Origin of the sequence: Citrobacter sp. L55 (genome assembly GCF_002850715.1) — a bacterium.
In the GTDB taxonomy this organism is placed as follows: Bacteria; Pseudomonadota; Gammaproteobacteria; order Enterobacterales; family Enterobacteriaceae; genus Citrobacter; species Citrobacter braakii.
The window spans coordinates 81,199-100,156 of sequence record NZ_KZ559411.1 but is presented as its reverse complement, the minus strand read 5'-3'; the positions used below and the strand labels follow the sequence as shown (position 1 = coordinate 100,156).

The 18,958-nt window shown below is 58.1% G+C and carries 20 protein-coding genes and 1 pseudogene; 18 read left to right on the top strand and 3 right to left on the bottom strand.

Annotated elements, in window-relative coordinates; all coding sequences use genetic code 11:
* The first annotated feature begins 31 nt into the window (after positions 1-31).
* From phnE to phnP, 12 genes and pseudogenes are all read left to right on the top strand, one after another.
* Complete coding sequence (phnE, locus tag B9P82_RS21155) at positions 32-811, top strand: phosphonate ABC transporter, permease protein PhnE (protein ID WP_057068415.1); 780 nt, start codon at positions 32-34, stop codon at positions 809-811.
* Positions 812-831: 20 nt separating this feature from the next.
* Positions 832-1,557 carry a phosphonate metabolism transcriptional regulator PhnF gene (gene phnF, locus B9P82_RS21150; RefSeq protein ID WP_016155477.1) on the top strand — a complete coding sequence of 242 codons (726 nt, stop codon included), beginning with the start codon at positions 832-834 and terminating at the stop codon, positions 1,555-1,557.
* Positions 1,558-2,009: pseudogene (phnG, locus tag B9P82_RS21145) on the top strand (phosphonate C-P lyase system protein PhnG).
* Positions 2,006-2,590: a phosphonate C-P lyase system protein PhnH gene (gene phnH / locus B9P82_RS21140; RefSeq protein WP_101700879.1), complete on the top strand. Its 585-nt coding sequence runs from the start codon at positions 2,006-2,008 to the stop codon at positions 2,588-2,590. The pseudogene phnG and the gene phnH overlap by 4 nt, the downstream one beginning before the upstream one ends.
* Positions 2,590-3,657 (top strand): carbon-phosphorus lyase complex subunit, encoded by a 1,068-nt coding sequence (locus B9P82_RS21135; RefSeq protein WP_101700878.1) that lies wholly within the window; start codon positions 2,590-2,592, stop codon positions 3,655-3,657. Before phnH ends, B9P82_RS21135 begins: the two co-directional genes overlap by 1 nt.
* Before the next feature lie 46 nt (positions 3,658-3,703).
* On the top strand, positions 3,704-4,495 hold the full coding sequence (gene phnJ, locus B9P82_RS21130) for an alpha-D-ribose 1-methylphosphonate 5-phosphate C-P-lyase PhnJ (RefSeq protein ID WP_246842142.1): 792 nt from the start codon (positions 3,704-3,706) through the stop codon (positions 4,493-4,495).
* Positions 4,492-5,250: a phosphonate C-P lyase system protein PhnK gene (phnK, locus tag B9P82_RS21125; protein ID WP_003844769.1), complete on the top strand. Its 759-nt coding sequence runs from the start codon at positions 4,492-4,494 to the stop codon at positions 5,248-5,250. The genes phnJ and phnK overlap by 4 nt, the downstream gene beginning before the upstream one ends.
* Positions 5,251-5,366: 116 nt before the next feature.
* Complete coding sequence (phnL, locus tag B9P82_RS21120; protein WP_047499592.1) at positions 5,367-6,053, top strand: phosphonate C-P lyase system protein PhnL; 687 nt, start codon at positions 5,367-5,369, stop codon at positions 6,051-6,053.
* The gene (gene phnM, locus B9P82_RS21115) at positions 6,050-7,186 is read left to right on the top strand and encodes an alpha-D-ribose 1-methylphosphonate 5-triphosphate diphosphatase (RefSeq protein WP_016155473.1); all 1,137 of its coding nucleotides are present in this window, start codon (positions 6,050-6,052) and stop codon (positions 7,184-7,186) included. Before phnL ends, phnM begins: the two co-directional genes overlap by 4 nt.
* Before the next feature lie 2 nt (positions 7,187-7,188).
* Positions 7,189-7,743, top strand: a complete 555-nt coding sequence (phnN, locus tag B9P82_RS21110; RefSeq protein ID WP_016155392.1) for a ribose 1,5-bisphosphokinase — start codon at positions 7,189-7,191, stop codon at positions 7,741-7,743.
* The gene (phnO, locus tag B9P82_RS21105; RefSeq protein ID WP_046274567.1) at positions 7,730-8,164 is read left to right on the top strand and encodes an aminoalkylphosphonate N-acetyltransferase; all 435 of its coding nucleotides are present in this window, start codon (positions 7,730-7,732) and stop codon (positions 8,162-8,164) included. The genes phnN and phnO overlap by 14 nt, the downstream gene beginning before the upstream one ends.
* An 8-nt stretch (positions 8,165-8,172) precedes the next feature.
* Positions 8,173-8,931: a phosphonate metabolism protein PhnP gene (gene phnP, locus B9P82_RS21100; protein ID WP_101700876.1), complete on the top strand. Its 759-nt coding sequence runs from the start codon at positions 8,173-8,175 to the stop codon at positions 8,929-8,931.
* 69 nt (positions 8,932-9,000) lie between these two features.
* Here phnP and yjdP read toward each other — a convergent pair whose 3' ends face one another.
* Both yjdP and B9P82_RS21090 read right to left on the bottom strand, forming a co-directional pair.
* Positions 9,001-9,330, bottom strand: coding sequence for a DDRRRQL repeat protein YjdP (yjdP, locus tag B9P82_RS21095; protein ID WP_101700875.1), 330 nt, complete (start codon positions 9,328-9,330; stop codon positions 9,001-9,003).
* Positions 9,331-9,399: 69 nt separating this feature from the next.
* Positions 9,400-11,664, bottom strand: coding sequence for a hybrid sensor histidine kinase/response regulator (locus tag B9P82_RS21090; RefSeq protein ID WP_101700874.1), 2,265 nt, complete (start codon positions 11,662-11,664; stop codon positions 9,400-9,402).
* A gap of 114 nt (positions 11,665-11,778) precedes the next feature.
* On the opposite strand from B9P82_RS21090, the gene B9P82_RS21080 reads away from it, so the two are divergent.
* From B9P82_RS21080 to B9P82_RS21055, 6 genes are all read left to right on the top strand, one after another.
* The gene (locus B9P82_RS21080; RefSeq protein ID WP_016155468.1) at positions 11,779-13,302 is read left to right on the top strand and encodes a sugar ABC transporter ATP-binding protein; all 1,524 of its coding nucleotides are present in this window, start codon (positions 11,779-11,781) and stop codon (positions 13,300-13,302) included.
* Entirely contained in the window at positions 13,295-14,290 is a 996-nt protein-coding gene (locus tag B9P82_RS21075) for an ABC transporter permease subunit (protein ID WP_016155386.1), read from the top strand. Before B9P82_RS21080 ends, B9P82_RS21075 begins: the two co-directional genes overlap by 8 nt.
* Positions 14,291-14,319: 29 nt before the next feature.
* Positions 14,320-15,261 carry an ABC transporter substrate-binding protein gene (locus B9P82_RS21070; RefSeq protein ID WP_019077849.1) on the top strand — a complete coding sequence of 314 codons (942 nt, stop codon included), beginning with the start codon at positions 14,320-14,322 and terminating at the stop codon, positions 15,259-15,261.
* A 120-nt stretch (positions 15,262-15,381) separates the two neighbouring features.
* Positions 15,382-16,065: a D-lyxose/D-mannose isomerase gene (locus tag B9P82_RS21065; RefSeq protein WP_080860334.1), complete on the top strand. Its 684-nt coding sequence runs from the start codon at positions 15,382-15,384 to the stop codon at positions 16,063-16,065.
* A gap of 14 nt (positions 16,066-16,079) precedes the next feature.
* The gene (locus B9P82_RS21060) at positions 16,080-16,940 is read left to right on the top strand and encodes a ketose 1,6-bisphosphate aldolase (protein WP_016155383.1); all 861 of its coding nucleotides are present in this window, start codon (positions 16,080-16,082) and stop codon (positions 16,938-16,940) included.
* Complete coding sequence (locus B9P82_RS21055; RefSeq protein WP_085951088.1) at positions 16,937-17,941, top strand: carbohydrate kinase family protein; 1,005 nt, start codon at positions 16,937-16,939, stop codon at positions 17,939-17,941. Before B9P82_RS21060 ends, B9P82_RS21055 begins: the two co-directional genes overlap by 4 nt.
* A 14-nt stretch (positions 17,942-17,955) precedes the next feature.
* On the opposite strand, the gene B9P82_RS21050 is transcribed toward B9P82_RS21055, so the two are convergent.
* Positions 17,956-18,687, bottom strand: a complete 732-nt coding sequence (locus B9P82_RS21050) for a response regulator (RefSeq protein WP_016155458.1) — start codon at positions 18,685-18,687, stop codon at positions 17,956-17,958.
* Between the last annotated feature and the right edge of the window lie 271 nt (positions 18,688-18,958).

Sequence of the window (18,958 nt, the reverse complement as noted above, 5' to 3'; positions counted from 1 at the left end):
TCCGGCGATAAACCTACGCACGGAGCTAAACATGCAAACCATCACCGTCGCCCCGCCCAAACGTAGCTGGTTCTCACTGCTGAGCTGGGCCATTCTTCTCGCCGTGCTGGTGATCTCGTGGAAAGGTGCCGAAATGGCTCCGCTCACGCTGATCCAGGATTCCGGCAATATGGCGACCTTCGCCGCCGACTTCTTTCCGCCAGACTTCAGTCAGTGGCAGGACTATCTCGGTGAAATGGCCGTCACCCTGCAAATTGCCGTCTGGGGTACCGCCCTCGCCGTTGTGCTGTCGATTCCCTTTGGCCTGATGTGCGCCGATAACCTCGTACCGTGGTGGATTTACCAGCCGATGCGTCGCCTGATGGACGCCTGCCGCGCCATCAATGAAATGGTCTTTGCCATGCTGTTCGTTGTCGCCGTGGGCTTAGGTCCGTTCGCCGGGGTAATGGCACTGTTTATCCACACCACCGGGGTGCTGTCCAAGCTGCTTTCGGAAGCGGTAGAAGCCATTGAGCCGGGTCCAGTAGAAGGCATTCGCGCCACCGGGGCCAACAAAATTGAAGAGATTCTGTACGGCGTTCTGCCACAGGTTATGCCGCTGCTTATCTCCTACTCGCTATATCGCTTTGAATCCAACGTCCGCTCGGCCACGGTGGTCGGAATGGTGGGTGCGGGCGGTATTGGCGTGACCTTATGGGAGGCGATTCGCGGCTTTCAGTTCCAGCAAACCTGCGCCCTGATGGTGTTAATCATCGTCACCGTCAGCCTGCTGGATTTCCTTTCCCAGCGTTTGCGTAAGCACTTTATCTGATTAGCGAGGCATTGATTGCTATGCACTTGTCTACACATCCGACCAGTTATCCAACGCGTTATCAGGAAATTGCCGCGAGACTTGAGCAGGAGCTTCGTCATCATTATCGCTGCGGTGACTATCTGCCCGCCGAGCATCAGCTTGCCGCGCGCTACGAGGTAAACCGCCACACCCTGCGCCGCGCTATTGACCAGTTGGTTGAGCGTGGTTGGGTCCAGCGTCGCCAGGGCGTCGGCGTACTGGTGCTGATGCGCCCATTCGATTACCCGCTTAATGCCCAGGCGCGCTTTAGCCAGAACCTGCTGGACCAGGGCAGCCACCCCACCAGCGAAAAACTGCTGGCGGTTCTGCGCCCGGCCTCCAGCCACATTGCCGATGCGCTCAGCATTAACGAGGGCGATAACGTGATTCATCTGCGCACCCTGCGTCGGGTAAACGGTATCGCACTGTGCCAGATCGACCACTATTTTTCCGACCTCACGCTATGGCCGCTGCTGCAGGGCTTTAACAACGGCTCACTGCACGACTACCTGCGCGAACAGTCCGGTCTGACGCTCCTGCGCACACAAACGCGCATCAGCGCCCGCCGCGCACAGGCTAAAGAGAGCAAAGTGCTGGAAATCCCCAATATGGCGCCGCTGCTGTGCGTGCGCACCCTGAACCACCGTGAAGGCGAAGAACACGCGGCGGAATACTCCGTCAGCCTGACCCGCGCCGACATGATCGAATTCACTATGGAGCACTGAATGCATTTCGATACCGCGACCCGCCAGCGCTGGATGCGCGCGCTGGCTTACAGCAATGCCGATGCCCTGAACGCCCGCATCCACGCGCTCAAACTGACGCCAGACTATGAACTTATCCGCGCACCGGAAAGCGGACTGATGCAGCTCCAGGCTCGCATGGGCGGCACCGGCAACCGCTTCTTTGCCGGTGATACCACGCTTACCCGCGCAGTGGTACGCCTGAAGAGCGGCACGCTGGGCTACAGCTACCTGCTGGGACGCAACAAACAACACGCCGAGCAGTGCGCGGTCATTGACGCGCTGCTGCAGGAACAAACGCATTCCAGAGCCTAATGGAAACCTTAATTGCCCCGCTGGAAGCGGAACGCGATGCGCTGATTAGCGCGCGCCGTGCCGAAGTCAACGCCAGCCGGGTCGACTTCTTCACGCTGGTACGCGGAGATAACGCATGACTTTACAAACCGCTTTTAATTTACCCGTTCAGGATGCTCAGCAGAGCTTTCGTCGCCTGCTGAAGGCCATGAGTGAGCCGGGCGTGATCGTCGCCCTGCATCAACTGAAACACGGCTGGCAGCCACTGGGCCTGGCAACAACCAGCGTGCTACTGACCCTGGTCGATGGCGACACGCCAGTCTGGCTGGCGCCGTCGATGGATAACGATATCGCCCGGCAGAATCTGCGTTTTCACACCAACGCGCCGCTGGTGGATCAGCCGCAGTTGGCGGCCTTTGCCGTCGCCGACGAACGCATCAGCAGCGAACAGCTTAACGCCCTCTCCGCCGGTTCCGCCGTCGCGCCAGAAACCAGCTCCACGCTGATTGTGCAGGTCTCTGGCTTAAGCGGTGGACGCATGCTGCGTCTGACCGGCGCCGGTATCGCTGAAGAGCGCATGATCGCGCCACAGCTACCGGAATGCCTGATTCACGAACTCACCGAACGCCCGCATCCGTTCCCGCTGGGGGTCGACCTGATCCTCACCTGCGGCGAACGCCTGCTGGCTATTCCGCGAACTACCCATGTGGAGGTGTGCTGATGTACGTCGCCGTCAAAGGGGGCGAAAAGGCGATTGCCAACGCCCACGCCCTGCAGGAAAACCGACGCCGGGGCGATGAGACCATTGCTGAACTGAGCGTAGCGCAAATCGAACAACAGATGAACCTGGCCGTCGACCGGGTGATGACCGAAGGCGGCATCGCCGACCGCGAACTGGCCGCGCTGGCGCTGAAGCAGGCCAGCGGCGATAACGTCGAAGCCATCTTTTTGCTCCGCGCCTACCGCACTACGCTGGCAAAGGTGGCGGTCAGCGAACCGGTTAACAGTGCAGAAATGCGCCTTGAGCGCCGAATCTCTGCGGTCTACAAGGATATTCCCGGCGGGCAGTTGTTAGGTCCCACTTATGACTACACCCATCGCCTGCTGGATTTTACCCTGCTGGCCAATGGCGAAACGCCCCCCCTGCGCAGCGCAGACGACGCGCAGGACGCCTCTCCGCACGTCTTTTCCCTGCTGGCCAACCAGGGACTGGCAAAGCGTGAAGAGGATAATGGCGCCACGCCCGACGACATCACCCGCACGCCACCGGTCTACCCCTGCTCACGCGCTTCACGTCTGCAACAGCTGATGCGCGGCGATGAGGGATATCTGCTGGCGCTGGCCTACTCCACCCAACGCGGCTACGGGCGCAATCACCCGTTTGCCGCTGAAATCCGCAGCGGCTATGTGGCACTGGAAACCGTACCGGAAGAGCTGGGATTTGCGGTGAACGTCGGTGAACTGCTGATGACCGAATGTGAAATGGTCAACGGTTTTGTCGCGCCAGAAAACGAATCCCCCCATTTTACCCGCGGCTACGGGCTGGTGTTCGGCATGAGCGAACGTAAAGCGATGGCGATGGCGCTGGTGGACCGCGCCCTACAGGCAGCCGAATACGATGAATCGGTCACGGGACCGGCGCAGGACGAAGAGTTCGTGCTGGCGCATGCGGATAACGTCGAGGCGGCGGGTTTTGTTTCGCACCTCAAACTTCCCCATTACGTCGATTTCCAGGCCGAGCTGGAACTGCTCAAACGCCTGCAACAGGAGGCTACCCGTGACCACTAACCTCTCCGGCTACAACTTTGCGTATCTTGATGAGCAGACCAAACGCATGATCCGCCGCGCAATTCTGAAAGCAGTGGCGATCCCCGGTTACCAGGTACCGTTTGGCGGACGTGAAATGCCGATGCCCTACGGTTGGGGAACCGGCGGCATTCAGCTCACCGCCAGCGTGATTGGCGAGCCGGACGTGCTGAAGGTAATTGACCAGGGCGCAGATGACACCACTAACGCCGTGTCGATTCGCAACTTCTTTAAACGCGTGACCGGGGTGAACACCACCGAGCGCACGGAAGACGCGACGCTGATCCAGACCCGCCACCGCATCCCGGAAACGCCGCTGGTGGAAGACCAGATCATTATCTTCCAGGTCCCGATCCCCGAGCCGTTGCGCTTTATCGAGCCGCGCGAAACGGAAACCCGCACCATGCACGCGCTGGAAGAGTACGGCATCATGCAGGTGAAACTGTATGAAGATATCGCCCGCTTCGGCCATATCGCCACCACTTACGCCTATCCGGTGAAGGTTAACGACCGCTACGTCATGGACCCGTCACCAATTCCAAAATTCGACAATCCGAAGATGGACATGATGCCGGCCCTGCAACTGTTTGGCGCAGGCCGCGAAAAACGCATCTATGCCGTTCCACCTTACACCCGCGTGGAAAGCCTCGATTTCGACGATTACCCGTTTACCGTGCAGAGCTGGGATGAGCCTTGCGCCATCTGTGGCTCAACCCACAGCTATCTCGATGAAGTGGTGCTCGATGACACCGGCAAACGCATGTTTGTCTGCTCCGACACCGACTACTGCCGCCAACAGAGTGAGGCCCTCAGCAAATGACGCAACCGCTGCTTTCAGTCAACAACCTGACCCATCTCTACGCGCCGGGCAAGGGCTTCAGCGATGTCTCTTTTGACCTGTGGCCTGGTGAAGTGCTGGGTATCGTCGGCGAGTCCGGTTCCGGCAAAACCACTCTGCTGAAATCGATCTCTTCACGGCTGACGCCGCAGAGCGGTGAGATTTTGTATCAGAACCGTTCGCTGTACGGCATGAACGAGGCCGACCGTCGCCGTCTGCTGCGCACCGAATGGGGCGTGGTGCATCAGCATCCGCTGGATGGCCTGCGCCGTCAGGTCTCCGCTGGCGGCAATATCGGCGAACGCCTGATGGCCACCGGGGCGCGCCACTACGGCGACATCCGTGCCACCGCGCAGCGTTGGCTGGAAGAAGTGGAGATCCCGGCCTCGCGTATCGACGACCTGCCAACCACCTTTTCCGGCGGCATGCAGCAGCGACTGCAGATCGCCCGCAACCTCGTCACCCATCCCAAACTGGTGTTTATGGACGAGCCCACCGGCGGTCTGGACGTTTCCGTACAGGCCAAACTGCTGGACCTGCTGCGCGGCCTGGTGGTGGAACTGGATCTGGCAGTGGTTATTGTCACCCACGATCTGGGCGTAGCGCGCCTGCTGGCCGACCGTTTGCTGGTGATGAAGCAGGGTCAGGTGGTGGAAAGTGGGTTAACCGACCGCGTACTCGACGATCCGCATCATCCGTATACCCAGTTGCTGGTGTCATCTGTTTTGCAAAACTGATTTTGTCTTGCCGGGTGGCGCTTCGCGACCCGGCCTACGGATCGGCATCGGTTGTAGGCCTGATAAGCGAAGCGCCATCAGGCAATCGAACGCAAAAATGCTTAAAGAGGCTAAAAATGAACGCGATTCGCGTTGAAAACGTCAGTAAAACCTTTGTACTGCATCAGCAAAACGGCGTGCGTCTGCCAGTGCTGCAAGACGCCACGCTGGAAGTTAAAAACGGCGAATGCGTGGTGCTGCACGGTCACTCTGGCAGCGGCAAATCCACGTTGCTGCGTTCGCTGTACGCCAACTACCTGCCGGATGAAGGACACATCCACATCCGCCACAGCGGCGAATGGGTCGATCTGGTGCAGGCTCCGGCGCGTAAAGTGCTGGAAGTTCGCCGTTCAACCATCGGCTGGGTCAGCCAGTTCCTGCGCGTGATCCCAAGGATTTCTGCGCTGGATGTGGTGATGCAGCCGCTGCTGGATCTCGGCGTGTCACGCGAGGAGTGCGCAGCCAAAGCGGCTAACCTGCTTACCCGCCTGAACGTGCCGGAGCGGCTGTGGCATCTGGCGCCGTCGACGTTTTCCGGGGGCGAACAGCAGCGCGTCAATATCGCCCGAGGGTTTATCGTCGATTACCCGATTCTACTCCTCGATGAGCCCACCGCCTCGCTGGACGCCAAAAACAGCGCCGCCGTCGTCGCATTGATTGAAGAAGCGAAAGCCCGCGGCGCGGCAATTGTCGGCATTTTTCACGATCAAACCGTGCGCGACCGCGTCGCGGATCGCCTGCACCTGATGGGAACAACAGCATGATTATCAATAATGTAAAGCTGGTGCTGGAAGATGAAGTGGTGCAAGGATCGCTGGAAATTGAGGGCGGAACGATCCGCGCCTTTGCCGAAAGTCAGAGCCAACTGGCCCAAGCGATGGACGGAGAAGGCGGCTGGCTGCTGCCAGGGCTTATCGAGCTGCATACCGACAATCTCGACAAGTTTTTCACCCCGCGCCCGAAGGTAGACTGGCCCGCCCACTCGGCGATGAGCAGCCACGACGCGCTGATGGTCGCCAGCGGCATTACCACCGTGCTGGACGCGGTGGCGATTGGCGATGTGCGCGACGGTGGCGACCGTCTGGAAAATCTGGAGAAGATGATCAACGCGGTGGAAGAGACGCAAAAGCGCGGGGTCAATCGCGCCGAGCACCGCCTGCATTTGCGCTGCGAGCTGCCGCATCACACCACCCTACCGCTGTTTGAAAAACTGGTCGGTCGTGAGCCGGTGACGCTGGTATCGCTGATGGACCACTCCCCCGGCCAGCGTCAGTTCGCCAATCGCGAGAAGTACCGCGAGTACTATCAGGGCAAGTATTCACTTACCGACGAGCAAATGGCCCGCTACGAAGAAGAACAGTTAGCTCTGGCTGCACGTTGGTCGCAACCCAACCGCACGGCGATTGCTCAGATGTGTCGTGAGCGCCAGATAGCGCTGGCGAGCCATGACGATGCCACCTGCGATCATGTGCTGGAATCGCATCAACTTGGCAGCGTGATTGCCGAATTTCCTACTACCTTTGCCGCCGCAGAGGCCTCGCGCCAGCATGGCATGAACGTGCTGATGGGCGCGCCCAACATCGTGCGCGGCGGTTCTCACTCCGGCAACGTTGCGGCGCATAAGCTGGCTGAGCTGGGGCTGCTGGATATTCTCTCCTCCGACTACTACCCCGCCAGCCTGCTCGATGCGGCATTTCGCGTGGCGGACGATGACGCCAACCGCTTTACGCTGCCGCAGGCCATTCGTCTGGTGACCCGCAATCCGGCGCGGGCATTAAATCTCGACGATCGTGGCGTTGTAGCCGAAGGTAAACGCGCGGATCTGGTGCTGGCGCATCGCAAAGGCGATCACATCCATATCGACCACGTCTGGCGTCAGGGCAAAAGGGTATTCTGACTATGGGGAAACTGATCTGGCTGATGGGGCCGTCCGGCTCCGGTAAGGACAGTCTACTGGCAGAACTTCGCCAGCAGGAACCTGCGCAACTGCTGGTGGCGCACCGTTACATCACCCGCGCCGCCAACGCCGGGAATGAAAACCATATTGCCCTCAGCGAACCAGAGTTTTTTACCCGCGCCGGGCAGAACCTGCTGGCGCTGAGCTGGCACGCCAACGGCTTCTATTACGGCGTCGGCGTAGAGATTGACCTCTGGCTGCACGCCGGTTTTGATGTGGTGGTCAACGGCTCGCGCGCGCATCTGCCCCAGGCGCAGGCCCGTTACGGCGCTTCTTTACTTCCCATTTGCTTACAGGTTTCCCCGGCCATTTTACGCCAGCGCCTGCAGGCACGTGGGCGGGAGAGCGAAACGGAAATCGCTGCCCGCCTTGAACGCGCGGCACGCTACACGCCGTATGACTGCCACGTCCTGAACAATGATGGAAGTTTGCTACAGTCTGTCGATACACTGCTCACACTGATGGGACGCAAGGAGAAGAAACATGTCTGTCTGTGAATTACGCCGCGCCACGCTATACGATACCGATGCGGTTTACGCGCTTATCTGTGAGTTGAAACAGGGCCAATTCGACCTGCAGGCCTTTAGCGCCGGCTACGCCGCAAATCTGCAAGATCCCAATATGCACTACCAGCTGGCGCTGCTCGACGGACAGGTCGTCGGCTTGATCGGTCTGCATCTGCAGTTTCATCTGCACCACGCCAACTGGATTGGCGAGATCCAGGAACTGGTGGTGATGCCACAGGCACGAGGACTAAAAGTGGGTAGTCAGTTACTGGCCTGGGCCGAAGCCACCGCGCGCGAAGCGGGCGCAGAAATAACCGAGCTTTCTACCAGTACCCAACGCCTTGACGCGCACCGCTTTTACCAGCGCGAAGGCTATACCATGAGCCATTTTCGCTTCACCAAACCGTTGTAGGGGGAGCTATGAGTCTGACCATTACGCTGACGGGAACCGGCGGCGCGCAACTGGTGCCGGCATTTGGCTGTGACTGTGCGGCCTGCCAACGAGCACGCTTACTGGCGCAATACCGTCGACGCCCTTGTAGCGGGGTGGTCAAATTTAACAATGCGGTGACGCTGCTGGACGCGGGGATCCCGCATCTGATGGACGACTGGCCAGCAGGCAGCTTCCAGCAGTTTCTGCTCACCCACTACCATATGGATCACGTGCAGGGGCTGTTTCCGCTGCGCTGGGGCGTGGGGGCGACTATCCCGGTGTACGGTCCGCCGGATGAACAGGGATGCGACGATCTGTTTAAGCACCCTGGCATCCTCGATTTTAGCCATACCGTCGCGCCATTCGTGGTGTTTAACCTGCAAGGGTTGCAGGTGACACCACTCCCGCTCAACCATTCAAAGCTGACGTTTGGCTATCTGCTGGAGACCGCGCACAGCCGCGTGGCGTGGCTCTCCGATACCGCCGGACTTCCCGACAAGACGCTGAAGTTTCTCCACAATAACCAGCCTCAGGTGATTATCATCGACTGCAGCCACGCCCCGCGCGCCGAGCCGCCGCGCAATCACAGCGATGTAAATACCGTTATCGCCTTGAACGAGGTTATCCGCTGCCCACGGGTGATCCTGACGCATATCAGTCATCAGTTTGATTTGTGGATGATGGAGAATCCGCTACCGACAGGGCTTGAAGCCGGGTATGACGGAATGGAGATTGTGCTGAGGTAGGTTTACATCGCACTTAAAGGCTTGTTAACAGGTCTCTGCTCCCTATAACCTTGCCAGCGAAAGATTGCGCTAACGATCGTAATCTTCTTCCATTCTGCGCTCTTCGTCTTCTAACTGACGCCGTTCCTGATCGAGCTGGCGCTGGCGGTCATCCAGTTGGCGGCGGCGGTCTTCAAACTGGCGGCGGCGATTATCATACTGCCTGCGACGATCGTCACTCATCTGTCGCTGCCAGCTTTCATCACGAGAGTCGTCATAATCCCGCCCGCTGTCCGGTTTGTATGCGTCGTTAATTGCCTGCTGAATATTACCGATGGTGTCATCGATAATATCGGCCTGCGCCGATACGGTGGTCATCATCAGCAGAGTGAAAAGTAAGAATGTCGCGGAGCGTTGCATAAAACCAGCCTCATCAAGAAACTCGCCCCACGGTAATCAAAGCGTATTTGCGCGGGTAGCGGAGGAATCTCAATTACGCGAATGCCGCAGCGCCTGCGCCAGTTCTCCCCGGGTGAAGGGCTTACGCAATAACGCCACATCCGGCAGCGCCGGGTTATGCGCCGGACGTAAATCCTGGCCGCTAATCAGCAGGATGTTCAGTTGTGGATAATGTGCCAGCGCATGATTAACCACATCCACACCGCTTAAACCACCGGGCAGCATTAAGTCGCTGATAAAAATATCAATCTCGGATGAAGCCGCCAGCATATGCATAGCCTGTTCGCCGTTGGCGGCCTCTAACGTCAGGTAGCCCAGCAGGTGTAATTGCTCACATAACGTCTGGCGCACATCGGCTTCATCTTCGAGAACCAGCACCAGTTTTTCACCGCGAGTCGGGGTGTGCTGTGCGATTGGCTCCACCGGTGTCTGCACCGGCACAACCGCGCGAGGAAGCTGCAATCTGACCGTCGTTCCCTGCCCAGGGGCGCTTTCAATCTCCACGCGACCACCGGACTGGCGTACAAAACCGTAGACCATCGACAGCCCCAGCCCACTGCCGCTGCCGGTCTGTTTGGTGGTGAAAAACGGCTCGAAGACCTGAGCTTTCACCTCCTGCGACATCCCGCTTCCCTGGTCGGCAACTTCCAGCATCACCATATCCTGCTTACGCCCATCGCTGCGCGTGACCCGCTGATTCCAGGTACGGATTTTAATCGTGCCCGCCTGCCCGTCCATGGCGTCACGGGCATTCATCACCAGATTGATAATGGCGTTTTCCAGTTGGCTGACATCAATCCACGCGGGCCAGGCGGGAGACTGGGCTTCAATCTCCAGCGTCAACGTAGCCGGAAGAGAGTGGCGCATCAGTTCGCCCAAATTTTCCAGCAGCGTTTTCAGCTCCACCGCATGGGGATGCAACGACTGTTTGCGCGAAAAGGCCAGCAGCCGCTGGGTAAGGAGCGCCCCGCGCTCGGCGGCTTTTAGCGCCCGATTGACCCGTGGCGCGTCAGGAGAGTCTGGGTTCACCAGATCCAGGCTGCCAATAATGACCGCCAGCAGGTTATTGAAATCATGCGCTAATCCGCCCGTCAGTTGCCCTACCGCCTTCAGTTTCTGACTGTGCAACAGCGCTTCCTCCAGCCCCTGGCGCTCGGTGCGGTCGATTTCCATCTGGCTGGTTTTTTCTTTTAGCAGTCGGGTGGTGTGCTCCAGCGATGCCGTATTACGGGCGAAGACGCTAAAGGCGCGGGCCAGCTCGCCCAGCTCATCGCGCCGCTGCAGGGCCGGGACGCTAACGTCCGATTCACCGTGCGCCAGCCGGGTCATCGCCCGCGAAATGGCCGTCAGGTTAGAACCGAGATTACGGTAGATATACCAGCCGGCAAAACCGGTGATCACCACCGCCAACAGCGCAAACACCAAAATAAACAACGCGCCAGATTGCAGTTCCTGATGGCTTTGCGCCACCCGCTGTTCGGAGATCAGCGCCACCTGCGAAGCATACCGGTTGATATCGCTGTTGAGGATCGCCACCAGCGCTTTGATATGAAACATATACCAGTTGATCGCCAAATCGCTCTGCTCAAGCGCAGAAGAGAGCGGCTCCAGCTTATGCAACTCCTGGTTGAAGTCGGTGAGGATGTTGGTAATCAGCGGACTGCTATTTTGCACAGGCAGCGCGGGCATCACGCCGTCCAGTTGTTTCACCACCGAACGCGGCGTGGGTGTTTCAATGGCGGCAACAATTAAGCGGTCTATCTGCCCCAGCAGCACGTCATCCTGCGCGCCGGTCAGCTTTTGCAGATGACGTAAATAACTTTGATTCTGATACAGCGAACTGAGCAGGGCGTTACGTTCCAGATGTCGCCGTTGCCCGCGCTGCAGCATACCTTCCACGCTGCTTTGTAGCTCCTGGCTGCGCTGGATAATACGCTCGACCAGCGCCGGTTCCTGCTGCGCCAACGGCGCGGTGGCCAACTGTTCCAGCGAATGCTTCAGCGCCCGTTGCGTCTCCTGCAGCCGCTCCGCTTCACCTTTGTATTCCAGCGCGCCGACTACCTGCGACAGCCGTACCGCCGCCGTCGCCACGTTCGCCGTATCCCGCGCCAAGTTCATGCTGCCGGTCATGTCGTCAACGGTTTGCTGCTGCACCTGTTCCTGGATCTGACTGGCATGCTGAAACCCCAGCACCGCCACACCGCTTACCATCAGCGTGACCGTCACCACCAGCAGATTGAAGAACAGCAATCGTCCGCGCGCACTGGCGAAAAAGTGACGTCCTGGTTGCGGCATATCACGCTCCGTGAAGAAAAATCGCAATATGACAAATATGAACGGCTTCTGACATTTTGCATTTACATTCCTGTGATGGACTGCTGATATCGGCCACCCCACAGGAGATCCGCTATGAGCAGGACACCGGTTCTGGAGATGCGCAACATTGCCAAAGCGTTTGGTAAATTTTACGCGCTGAAAGGGGTCGATTTAACGGTCTGGCCGGGTGAGATTCATGCCCTGATGGGGGAGAACGGCGCGGGAAAAAGCACTCTGATGAAGATCCTCGCTGGCGCGTATACCGCCACCAGCGGTGAGATCCTGATCGACGGTCAGCCGTTTCACATTCGCGGGCCAAAAGACGCGCTCAGCGCAGGCATCACGCTGATTTACCAGGAGATGCAGCTCGCGCCGAACCTGACGGTGGCGGAAAATATCTTTCTTGGCAGCGAGCTGTCGCGCGGCGGTCTGGTCCAGCGTAAAGAGATGGTGATGCAGTCGCAGAAAGTCATCGACCGACTCGGCGCCCAGTTTAAGGCCAGCGATCGCGTGATGACGTTGACCATCGCCGAACAGCAGCAGGTGGAAATCGCCCGCGCCCTGCACCGTAACAGCCGCATTCTGGTGATGGATGAACCCACTGCCGCCCTCTCCTCACGTGAAACCCACCGCTTGTTTGAACTGATCATGCGCCTGCGCGATGAGGGGATGGCGATTATCTACATTAGCCACCGCATGGCGGAGGTGTATGAACTCTCGGACCGCGTCAGCGTCCTGCGCGACGGGCAATATGTAGGCAGCCTGACCCGCGACAAACTCAACGCCTCTGAGCTGGTGCGCATGATGGTGGGCCGACCGTTAAGCGATTTGTTCAACAAAGAGCGCGATATTCCCTTAGGTAAAGCGCGCCTCAACGTCCACCACCTGACCGACGGCCATAAAGTCCAGCCGTGCAGTTTGCTGGTGCGCTCCGGGGAGATCGTCGGCCTTGCCGGGTTAGTCGGCGCCGGGCGTTCTGAACTGGCTCAGTTGATTTTTGGCGTGCGTAAAGCCATCGGCGGCATGATTGAAGTAGACGGTGAACCGGTGGTGATCCACTCCCCTCGCGAAGCGATTGACCACGGCATTGGCTTTCTGACGGAAAACCGCAAAGAGCAGGGATTGTTTTTAGAGCTGGCGGCAGCAGAGAACATCACCATGGCGACGCTGGAACGTGACGCCAACTGGGGCATGCTCGATCGCAAAAAGGCGCAGGCTATTTCCGATGACGCCATCCAATTGCTCAACATCCGCGTTCCGCACGCCCAGGTACGCGCGGGCGGGCTGTCCGGCGGTAATCAGCAAAAGCTGCTGATTTCACGCTGGGTCGCGATCGGCCCACGCATTTTGATCCTCGATGAACCCACGCGCGGCGTGGATGTTGGCGCCAAAAGCGAGATCTACCGGATCATGAACGACATGGCGCGCAAAGGCGTGGCGATCCTGATGATCTCCAGCGAATTGCCGGAAGTTGTCGGTATGAGCGATCGCGTGTACGTCATGCGGGAAGGCAGCATTGCCGGTGAGCTGAACGGGCAAAGTATTACCCAGGAAAATATTATGACGCTGGCAACCGGCGTGAACGACTCCCATCATCAGGCGGTGTCCCATGAATAATCCAACCACTCCCCAGCAGGTGGCGAAATCCGCCTCCGCGAAAAAATTGCTGATGAGCGATCTGATGCAAACGGTCGGCATCTTGCCGATTCTCATCCTGATAGTGGCGGTATTTGGCTTTATCGCGCCAAACTTTTTTACCGAAAGCAACCTGCTGAATATTACCCGCCAGGCGTCGATCAACATCGTGCTGGCGGCTGGCATGACCTTCATTATTTTGACCGGTGGGATCGACCTCTCGGTTGGCTCGATTCTCGGCACCACTGCCGTCGCGGCTATGGTCGTTTCGCTGATCCCTGAGTTTGCCATGCTGTCGATTCCGGCGGCGCTGATGCTCGGTCTGGTGCTGGGGTTGTTTAACGGCGCGCTGGTTGCTTTTGCCGGACTACCACCGTTTATCGTCACGCTTGGAACGTATACGGCGCTGCGCGGCGCGGCCTATCTGCTGGCCGACGGCACGACGGTGATCAATTCCAATATCAGCTTTGAGTGGATCGGTAACAACTATCTTGGTCCGGTTCCGTGGCTAGTGGTCATTGCGCTGGCGGTGGTGGTGATGTGCTGGTTCATTCTTAGGCGCACCACACTCGGCGTTCATATTTATGCGGTCGGCGGCAATATGCAGGCCGCTCGTTTAACCGGTATCAAAGTGTGGCTGGTACTGCTGTTCGTCTACGGCATGAGCGGTGTGCTCTCAGGTCTTGGCGGGGTGATGAGCGCCTCACGGCTATACAGCGCCAACGGTAACTTAGGCATGGGTTACGAGCTGGACGCCATCGCGGCGGTGATCCTCGGCGGTACCAGCTTTGTTGGGGGGATCGGTACCATCACCGGCACGCTGGTAGGGGCGTTGATTATCGCCACGCTCAATAACGGCATGACGCTGATGGGCGTCTCCTATTTCTGGCAACTGGTGATCAAAGGGGCGGTGATCATCATAGCGGTACTGATCGACAAATACCGTACCCGACACCATCAAAGTGCATAACAACAACATCTTACTTCGAGGAATACAGCATGAGATTGAAGCCCTTAGTCACCGCGCTCTGTGCTGGCGCACTGCTTGCTGCAGCTCCGTTTGTGCAGGCAAAAGAACTGAAATCGATCGGCGTTACGGTGGGCGATCTGGCCAACCCGTTCTTCGTGCAGATCACCAAAGGCGCGGAGCTGGAAGCACGCAAACTGGCGGGTGATAGCGTTAAAGTGACGCTGGTTTCCAGCGGCTACGATCTGGGACAACAGGTGTCGCAAATCGATAACTTTATTGCCGCCAAGGTCGACATGATTATTCTTAACGCCGCCGACTCCAAAGGCATCGGCCCAGCGGTAAAACGCGCGAAAGACGCAGGGATTGTGGTGGTTGCCGTTGACGTAGCGGCGGAAGGCGCAGATGCGACCATTACCTCCGATAACACCCAGGCGGGTGAAATGGCCTGTAAATACATTACCGACCGTCTGAAAGGGAAAGGCAACGTCGTCATTATCAACGGGCCGCCGGTTTCCGCCGTCCAGAACCGCGTCGAAGGCTGCCAGACCGAGTTTAAACGCCACCCGGATATCAAGGTGCTGTCGTATAACCAAAACGCCAAAGGCAGTCGCGAAGGCGGACTGGAGATCATGACCGCGCTGCTGGCGGCGAATCCGAAGATCGACGGCGTATTCGCCATTAACGATCCTACGGCGATCGGTGCCGATCTGGCAGCAAAACAGGCACAACGTAGCGAATTCTTTATTGTCGGCGTAGACGGATCGCCAGACGCTGAAGAAGCGTTGAAGCGGGAAAACTCACTATTTGTGGCGACGCCTGCACAAGATCCGCAGGTGATGGCTGCCAAAGCGGTCGAAATCGGCTATGACATATTGCAGGGGAAACCCGCCCCGAAAGAGCCCGTACTGATCCCGGTGACGATGATCGATAAAAACAACGTCGGTAGCTATAAGGGTTGGACGGTGAAATAACCCGCCACAACAACGCCGGATGGCGGCAAAAATGCCTTATCCGACCTACAAGATCGGTATGATTTTGTAGGCCGGATAAGCGCAGCGCCATCCGGCATGATATTAAGGAGGATTCTGCCGATGAAACGTTCCGCTATCAACGAGATACTGGGCCACACGCGCCAGTTTTTCTCTCAGCACGACGTGCATCTCCCCCCTTTCGCCAGTTTCCCGCCGACCCAATGGCGCAAGCTTGATCCCGCCGCCTGGAGCGAAGTTTTCGACCTTAAGCTCGGTTGGGATGTCACCGCGTTTGGCGGCAACAATTTCGCCGCGCAAGGGTTAACGCTGTTTACCCTGCGTAATGGCTCGCCGAAAGGAATGCCTTACGAGAAATGCTACGCCGAGAAAATCATGCATGTTCGCGATGCGCAGGTGACGCCGATGCATTTTCACTGGCGCAAACGCGAAGACATTATCAATCGCGGCGGCGGTAATTTAATTGTGGAACTGTGGAATGCGGGGCTCCGAGAACAAACGGAGGACAGCGACGTGAGCGTGGTGATTGACGGCTGTCGGCAAACCCATGCGGCAGGCAGTCAACTGCGCCTGACGCCGGGTGAAAGCATCTGCCTGCCGCCGGGCCTGTATCACAGCTTCTGGGCGGAAGAAGGTTTTGGCGACGTGCTGGTCGGCGAGGTTTCTTCTGTTAATGACGACGACCACGATAACCACTTTCTGCAACCGATCGCCCGCTATAACGACATTGAAGAAGACGAACCGGCGCAGCTGGTGCTGTGTAATGAGTATCGCCTGTTCCGCTAACCAAGGAGCGCATTATGCCGTTGATATCTCTCGCCGATGGCCTTGCCCATGCCCGCGAGCACCGCTATGCCTTAGGGGCGTTTAACGTTCTGGACTCACACTTCCTGCGCGCGCTGTTTGCCGCGGCAAAGCAGGAACGTTCGCCGTTTATCATCAACATCGCCGAGGTGCATTTTAAATATATCTCGTTGGATTCTCTGGTCGAAGCGGTCAAGTTCGAAGCCGCGCGGCATGACATTCCGGTAGTGCTGAACCTTGACCACGGCCTGCACTTTGAGTCGGTGGTTCGGGCACTGCGCTTAGGTTTCAGTTCAGTGATGTTTGATGGCTCCACGCTGGAGTATGAAGAAAATATTCGTCAAACCCGCGAAGTGGTGAAGATGTGTCACGCCGTCGGCGTATCGGTGGAAGCCGAACTGGGCGCGGTGGGAGGCGATGAGGGCGGCGCGTTGTATGGTCATGCCGACGAGTCGCTATTTACCGACCCGATGATGGCGCGTGATTTCGTCGACAGAACCGGGATTGACGCGCTGGCGGTCGCCATTGGTAATGCACACGGCAAATATAAAGGCGAACCGGTGCTCGACTTTCCGCGTCTGGACGCCCTTCGCCAGCAGGCGGCGATCCCGCTGGTACTGCACGGCGGTTCCGGCATTAGCAACGACGATTTCAAGCGCGCAATTGAACTCGGCATTCACAAAATCAACTTCTATACCGGCATGTCGCAGGCGGCGCTGTCGGCAGTAGAGACAAGAATAGCGAATCGTCAGCCCCTGTACGACGAATTCGCCGAACTGCTGCTCGCCATTGAAGAGGCCATTACCGATACCGTTTCAGAACAGATGCGTATTTTTGGCAGCGCGGGACGGGTCTGATGGAACGCAGAGGCGTTATCGCCGCAGGCAACATGCTGGTCGATCATGTGCATCAAATTGTGCAGTGGCCGGAACGCGGCTGGCTGGCGGAAATCATCCGTAGCGAACGCGCGACGGGCGGTGCGCCGCTGAACGTACTGCTGACGCTGGCGAAAATGCACACCGGACTGCCGCTGCAGGCGGTGGGGTTAATCGGTCAGGATAGCGACGGCGACTACATCATGGCGATGCTGGAGCAGTATCATGTTAATCGCCAACATGTGCAGCGCACGACTTTCGCCCCCACGTCGATGTCACAGGTGATGACCGATCCCAGCGGTCAGCGCACCTTTTTCCACTCGCCCGGCGCCAACCGGCTGCTGGATCTGCCCGCTTTTGAGCAACTGGATACCTCGATGAAAATCTTCCATCTTGGCTATCTGCTGCTGCTCGACAGTCTGGACATGCCGGATGAGGAGTACGGCACGCGTAGCGCACGGCTGCTGGCGCAAATGCGCGACAACGGCTTTGAAACATCACTGGATCTGGTTTCACGCAAGGGCGACCCGCGCTATCAGCCGTTGGTGATGCCAGCCCTGCGCCATCTCGACTATCTGGTAATTAACGAGCTGGAAGCCGGGGAATTCAGCGGGCTGGAGATCCGCCTGCCCAACGGGGAGTTGCATATTGCGCACATCGCCACCGCTGCGCGCGAACTGCTGAATGCGGGCGTTCGCCAGCGGGTGGTAATCCACTGTCCGGAAGGTGCCTGGGGTGAAGCGCCGGATCTGCCGGGCGTCTGGATCCCGTCACAGTATCTGGCGCCGGAGGAGATCGTTGGCAGCGTCGGGGCGGGAGATGCGTTTTGCGCCGGATTTTTGTATGGCTGTCATGAACGCTGGTCGCTGACGGACAGCGTCAGGCTGGCACACGCCTGCGCACGGGCCAGTTTGCTGTGCGCCAACGCGATAGACGGCGCGAAAACGTTGGCAGAGTTAAAAGCCGATATAGCGTCCTTGTAAGCCGGATAAGACGTTTACGCCGCCTTATCATGATGCTGAACGTCGGCGGCAAACACATAGCCCAGCCCGCGCAGGGTTTTGATCAGCATCGGCTGATGCGGGTTGTTCTCTATTTTTCGCCGTAACCGCATGATTAGCACGTCAATGGTGCGGTCAAACACCTCAACGCTGTCGCTGCGCGTCAGTTCCAGCAGCTGTTCTCGGCTAAGTACCCGGCGGGCGTTTTGGGCCAGCGCCAGCAGCAGGCTGTATTCCCCCTGCGTCAACTCCACTTTCAGTTGCTGAGGATTATGTAACTGGCAACCGGCGGTATCGAGATGCCAACCGTTAAAAGAAAGTCCCGTGGTTTGCGGGCTGCCACTTTCTGCCGTTAACACGCCGACGCGTCTGAGTACCGCCTTTACCCGCGCCACCAGCACCCGCGCATTGAACGGTTTACCGATGTAGTCGTCAGCGCCCATTTCCAACCCGACAACCACATCCGACTCGCTGCCAAGCCCGGTCAGCATCACCACCGGTAATCCGGGTCTGATCTTTTGCACCTGCTGCAGCACCATCAGACCGTTAATATCAGGCAACATCATGTCCAGCAATACCAGAGCGATTTCCGGCTGAGTCTCAATGCAGCGCAGCGCCTCCTGCCCGGTGTGACATGCGGTCACTGCAAAGACGTGTTCGCTCAGCACATCCTGTAAAAGTGTGCAGACAGCGATGTCATCATCCACAACCAGTATGGCTGGCTTCATTGTTTTTCCCCATTTCTGGCCAACTTAAATGAGTGTGATTGATTCTGCACAGAGTGACAGCGATAAGGCACAAGGATGTGTGGGAAACATAACCTCGGTCACACTGCCGGGCCGTCACGTATTGGAGATTCGTCACGTCAAATATGACGACAGCCTGTTTTTCGTCAGGGTTTTGCGCAAAATTCGCCCGTAATATCGACTAATGCCCCTGATAAAAACATGGCATAAAAGATGCATAACTCAAGCGACAAGCGCGTATGCGTGATTTGAT